Source organism: Saccharopolyspora sp. 7B, assembly GCF_020177435.1.
GTDB classification, from domain to species: Bacteria; Actinomycetota; Actinomycetes; order Mycobacteriales; family Pseudonocardiaceae; genus Saccharopolyspora_C; species Saccharopolyspora_C gregorii.
This window is the reverse complement of sequence record NZ_JAIUKC010000089.1, coordinates 1-4,970: the sequence shown is the minus strand read 5'-3', so window position 1 is coordinate 4,970 and position 4,970 is coordinate 1. Positions and strand designations below refer to the sequence as shown.

The window sequence follows — 4,970 nt, the reverse complement described above, 5'->3', positions numbered from 1 at the left end:
CGTCGCCACCGCAACCGCCACCGCCGTCTCCGCCACCGCCATCACCGCTGCCGCCGTCGCCGTGCCAGCCCCCGCCCCCGCGTCCGCCGGACTTCCCGGACGCGGACCCGACCAGCACGAGCAACAGGATCAGCACGACGATCACGACGACCGCACCCGGTTCGGACAACGCGGCTCTCCTCTCCTTCGACGCGGCACCGAAAGCAGGGCGGTGTCCCGGGGTCCTCCGCGCGGTTCAGCCCGAACGGGCCGGTCCGCCACCGCGATTCCCCCGGCACGGCCGCGGCTCCTCCGTTCCGGCCTCACCCGGCGGCACGCGGCGGCCCCACCCACAGCAGGTCCCGGGCGCGGGTCAGCGCGACGAGCCGGGCGCGCTGCGCGAGTTCCCGCAGATCGCGGTCGCGATCGTCGTCCCCGTCCTCGGCGGGGAGCTCCGGGACGAACACCTCGCGGAACTCCAGGCCCTTCGCGCGGTGCACGGTGCCGACGCTGACCCGACCGTCCCGTTCCCCGGCCCAGCCGTCCAGGTTCCGGACCGGAATCCCGTTGCGGCGCAACACGTCCCGCCACCGGTCCGCGGCGGACTTCTCGAACGTCAGCACCGCGACGTCGTCCGGTTCGGGCCGGTCGCGCACGGCGGCGACCAGCGCGTCTTCGAGCCGTTCCGGGTCCTTCCACGGCACCACGTCCCCACCGTGGTACGTCGCCACCGACTCGCGCAGCGAGAACCCGGGAGCACCGTCGAGGTCGTCGACCTGGTTGGTGGCGTCGAACCGCTGCGCCCATTCCAGGATCCGCGAGGCGTTCCGGTAGTTGGTGCGCAGCACCTCGCCACGGCCCCGGATGGGGATGCCCGCGTCGACGAGCCGCCAGCCACCGGCGTAGATCTGCTGCTGCCCGTCGCCGACGAGCAGCAGCCGGTTCGGCCCGTCCCCGGCGAGGGCGTGCACCAACCGGAGCCCGACGAGCGTGATGTCCTGCACCTCGTCGACGACGACGCCGGCCAGCGGCCGCTCCAGCGGTTCCCGTTCCAGTTCGGCGCACGCCTCGGTGAACACGTCGTTGTGGTCGTGCAGGCCGCGCTCCCGGCGGATCTGCTCGTAGTGCTCGTGGAGCCGCCACACCAGTTCGCGGTCCGCCGCGGTCAAGCGCAGGCCGCGTCCGGTGCGGTGCAGGCCCTGGTACTCGGCGAGTGCGGTGATGCCGCGGCCCTTGATGACGCGGTCGATCTCGTCCCGCCAGTACTCGTGCCGGTTGAGCTCGGCGAGCCTGGTGTGCTTGCCGAACTTCGACCAGGCGCGGGAGAAGCAGTCCGCCGAGGACTTGACCGGCAGCTCGTTCCCGCGGCTGCGCAGGAACTCCCGCGCCCAGCGGTGCAGGTGGTCGAACCGGACGCGCCCGTCGAGTTCGGGGGCCAGCCGGTGGAAGGACCGCTGCGCGATCGGCGGCAGGTTGCTGGCGAAGGTCGTGAACAGCAGCGGTCCCACGCTGTTCCGCGCCATCCGCACCAGCCGGTGCAGGGCGACCACGGACTTCCCGGTGCCCGCGGGCCCGCTGATCCGGGCCGGGCCGCTGTAGTCGCGGCGGACCATCGCGTGCTGCGAGTCGTCCAGGAATGTCAGCCAGGACTCGAACGGGCCGTCCAGCACCGCGTCGAACCGGTCCTTCGCCAGGTCGTCGAGGTCGAACAGCTCGGCCCCGGCGCCCGCGGGGGCCGTGTCCTGCCGCGGCACGAGCGGGAGGAACGCGGACTCGCCCAGACGCCCGAGCAGCGACTCCACGTCGCGCCCGGTGAGCCTGCGTTCTCCCTTCCGCAGCACCCGGTCCAGCGTCGCCCCGGGCACCACGAGGTGGTGACCGGCGGATCGCTTCGACGGTTCCGCGCCCGCGGGCAGCACCACCACGGGCCGGACCACCGACTCGCTGACGACCCCGGCGGAGGTGCGCACGCCGATGAACGGCTCGGTCGCGTGCCGCAGCGCGGCGCGGACTTCGCCCGGTTCCGGTTCGGCGTCGCGGACGAGGACGGCCAGCACGCCGAGCGGGCCGATCAGCAGCGCGTCGGGGTGGCCGGCGGGGACGTCCGGGAAAGCGGTGTGCACGTGGGTGCGCCAGCCGCCGCGGCCCTCCACCAGGAACCTGGCCAGCACCTGCCGCTGCCAGCTCGCCAGCGACGGGTAGGCGGCGACGGCGCGTTCCGCGGCGCGGCGCAGCTTCTCCCCGCGGTGATCGGTGCTCATCCTCGCGAACCTCCGCGTTCCCCGATGATCCGGACCGTGATCGAACGTATCGGGGGTTCCCGGCCGGGTCGGCGTTCCGCGGCGCGGACCACCCGATCGCCGCAGCGCTCGCTGGTCCGTCCGGGCGGTTCTCCTTGCCGCGCAGGGGGATCAGACGCCGTGCAGGCGTTCGCGGGTGGCGTGGTAGGCGTGGCGGACCGCATCGCCCTGGTAGGCGTTCGCGGCGTCGCAGCGGCTGGAGCGCAGTTCCCACTCGGGCGGTGCGGCGGCGCCGGACAGCACCCAGGCGGCCTGCTTCGCGGCGCCGAGCGCCACGTACTCGGCGGCTTCCGGGATGTCCACCGGCACCCCGAACAGGGAGGGGGCGACCGCGCGCACCGCGGCCGATTCGCTGGCACCGCCGATCAGCAGCACGCGCCGCACCTCCACCCCGGCCGCCCGCAGCGCGTCGACCCCGTCGGCGAGGCCGCACAGCATGCCTTCGACGGCGGCGCGGGCCAGGTTCTGCGGGGTCATGTTGCCGCCGCGGATCCCGGCGAGCGTGCCGGTGGCGTCCGGCAGGTCCGGGGTGCGTTCGCCTTCCAGGTAGGGCAGCAGGGTGAGCCCGCCCGCGCCGGGTGCCGCCTCCAGCGCCAGCCGGTCCAGCCCGGCGAGGTCGGTGCCGAGCATCGTGGCGGCACCGCTGAGCACCCGGGCCGCGTTGAGCGTGCACACCAGCGGCAGGTAGCGGCCGGTGGCGTCGCAGAACCCGGCGACCAGGCCCGTCTCGTCCGCGCTGGGGTGCTCGGCGACGGCGAACGCGGTACCGGAGGTGCCCAGCGACACCACCACGTCGCCCGGCCCGGCACCGATGCCGAGCGCGCCCGCCATGTTGTCGCCGGTGCCCGCGCCGAGCAGCGCCCCCTCCAACGGGGCGAATCCCGTGGCACGGCCCGCGGATCCGGCCGGGTCGAGCACGTCCGGCAGCCGCGGGCTCCGGCCGCCCATCGCGGCGGAGAGCAGGTCCGGCAGCCATTCCCCGGTGGCGGGCGCGAAGTAGCCGGTGCCGGAGGCGTCACCGCGGTCGGTGCAGGCCCGCTCGGGCCGTCCGGCGAGCAGCCAGGTCAGCCAGTCGTGCGGCAGCAGCACCCGGTCCACCAGGTCGGCGCGGTGCGGTTCGTGCTCGGCCAGCCAGGCCAGCTTGGTGAGCGTGAAGCTCGCGACGGGCACTGAACCGGTGCGCTCCGCCATCACCGCCGCCCCGTGCTCGGCGACCAGGGCGCGGGCCTGCGGCGCGGAGCGGGTGTCGTTCCACAGCAACGCATCCCGCACCGGGTCGCCCGCGGAGTCGACCGCGACCATGCCGTGCTGCTGGCCCGCGACCGAGACGGCGCCGATCTCACCGGGGGTGTGCGCGGCGGCCTGCTCGATGGCGTCGCGCGCCGCGGTCCACCACGCCCACGGGTCCACTTCGGTCCCGGTGGGGTGCTGCGCCTTGCCCTCGGCCACGACCCGGCCCGTCTCCGCGTCGGCGACGACCGCTTTGGTGGATTGGGTCGAACTGTCGATGCCGAGAACGAACACGGGTCAGCCTCCACCTCAACGCCCGGTGCAACGTCGGAATCCTGCCAGACCACCGAGTGCGACCGGGTGCGCGGTGGACCGGTCAGGGCTTGCGGCCTACCCCGCACAGCAACAGGTTCTGCGCCGGTACGCGGGCGCGCAGCCGCGGGCCGTCCGGCCACCAGTCGAGAGGGCGCACCAGGCCGGGTTCGGTGATCTCGGTGCCGTCGAACAGCGCCTCGATCTCGGCCCGCCCGCGGAACCAGCCGGTGCCGAGCTCGGCGAGCATCAGCTTCTCCAGCTGCGCGGGGGGCGCCGCGTGCGCGGGGTCCGCCGGGCTGTGCAGGTGGCTGATCGCGACGTAGGAGCCGGGCGCGAACGCGTCCAGGTACCGCGCCAGCACGCGGTGCGGCGACCGGCCGTCCGCGACGTGCTGCAACGTGGCGCCCTGCAGCATCGCCACCGGGCGGGACAGGTCGATGTTGCGGGCCACGGCGGGCAGCGCCAGCAGCGTCTCCGGTTCGGTGAGGTCGGCGAACGCGAAGTGGGTGTGGTCGTTGTCGACGAGCAGCGCTTGGCCGTGGGAGAAGACCATCGGGTCGTGGTCGGCGTACACGACGACCGCGTCCGGGTTGGCGCGCTGCGCGACCTCGTGGGTGTTCTCGCCGGTGGGGAGGCCGGCGCCGATGTCGAGGAACTGGTCGATGCCGACGGTGCCCGCCAGGTAGCGCACGACCCGCATCAGCCATTCCCGGTGGTCCTGGGTGGCGACGACGAGGCCGGGGGCGATCTCCAGGGCGGCGTCGACCACGGCCCGGTCCACGGCGTAGTGGTCCTTGCCGCCGAGCAGCGCGTCGAAGCACCGCGCCACGCTGGGACTCCGGGTGTTCAGCACCGGCGTTCCGGGTGCCACGGCGGTCGCGCCGGATCCGGGGCGCGTCCAGCTGAGACGGGCGGGTTCGACACCGGAACGATCAGGCATCGAGCACCTCACAACCGATCGTGACACTTGCACTGTCACGAACAGTATAAGCACTGTCCGGCCGGATCCGATCGCCCGGTCGGCCGCCGGATCGCGATCGAACGCCCGCCCTCCGCGGGGGGGGGGGGGGCGCGGGCGCCCCCCCCCGCCCCCGGGCCGGGGGGGGGGGGGGGCGCCCCCGCCCGGCCGCGCCCCCACCCCCCCGA

General features: G+C 74.5%; 3 protein-coding genes. All 3 read right to left on the bottom strand.

Annotation, left to right across the window (positions count from 1 at the left end):
- Positions 1-302 precede the first annotated feature (302 nt).
- On the bottom strand, positions 303-2,240 hold the full coding sequence (locus LCD33_RS15260; protein ID WP_224977977.1) for a UvrD-helicase domain-containing protein: 1,938 nt from the start codon (positions 2,238-2,240) through the stop codon (positions 303-305).
- Positions 2,241-2,390: 150 nt separating this feature from the next.
- Complete coding sequence (gene xylB, locus LCD33_RS15255) at positions 2,391-3,803, bottom strand: xylulokinase (RefSeq protein WP_224962396.1); 1,413 nt, start codon at positions 3,801-3,803, stop codon at positions 2,391-2,393.
- 82 nt (positions 3,804-3,885) lie between these two features.
- Entirely contained in the window at positions 3,886-4,764 is an 879-nt protein-coding gene (locus LCD33_RS15250; protein ID WP_224977976.1) for an SAM-dependent methyltransferase, read from the bottom strand.
- Between the last annotated feature and the right edge of the window lie 206 nt (positions 4,765-4,970).

Bases quoted from the DNA above. Each gene is read 5' to 3' on its own strand.
- LCD33_RS15260 (WP_224977977.1), bottom strand. From the start codon at position 2,240: ATGAGCACCGATCACCGCGGGGAGAAGCTGCGCCGCGCCGCGGAACGC.
- LCD33_RS15250 (WP_224977976.1), bottom strand. From the start codon at position 4,764: ATGCCTGATCGTTCCGGTGTCGAACCCGCCCGTCTCAGCTGGACGCGC.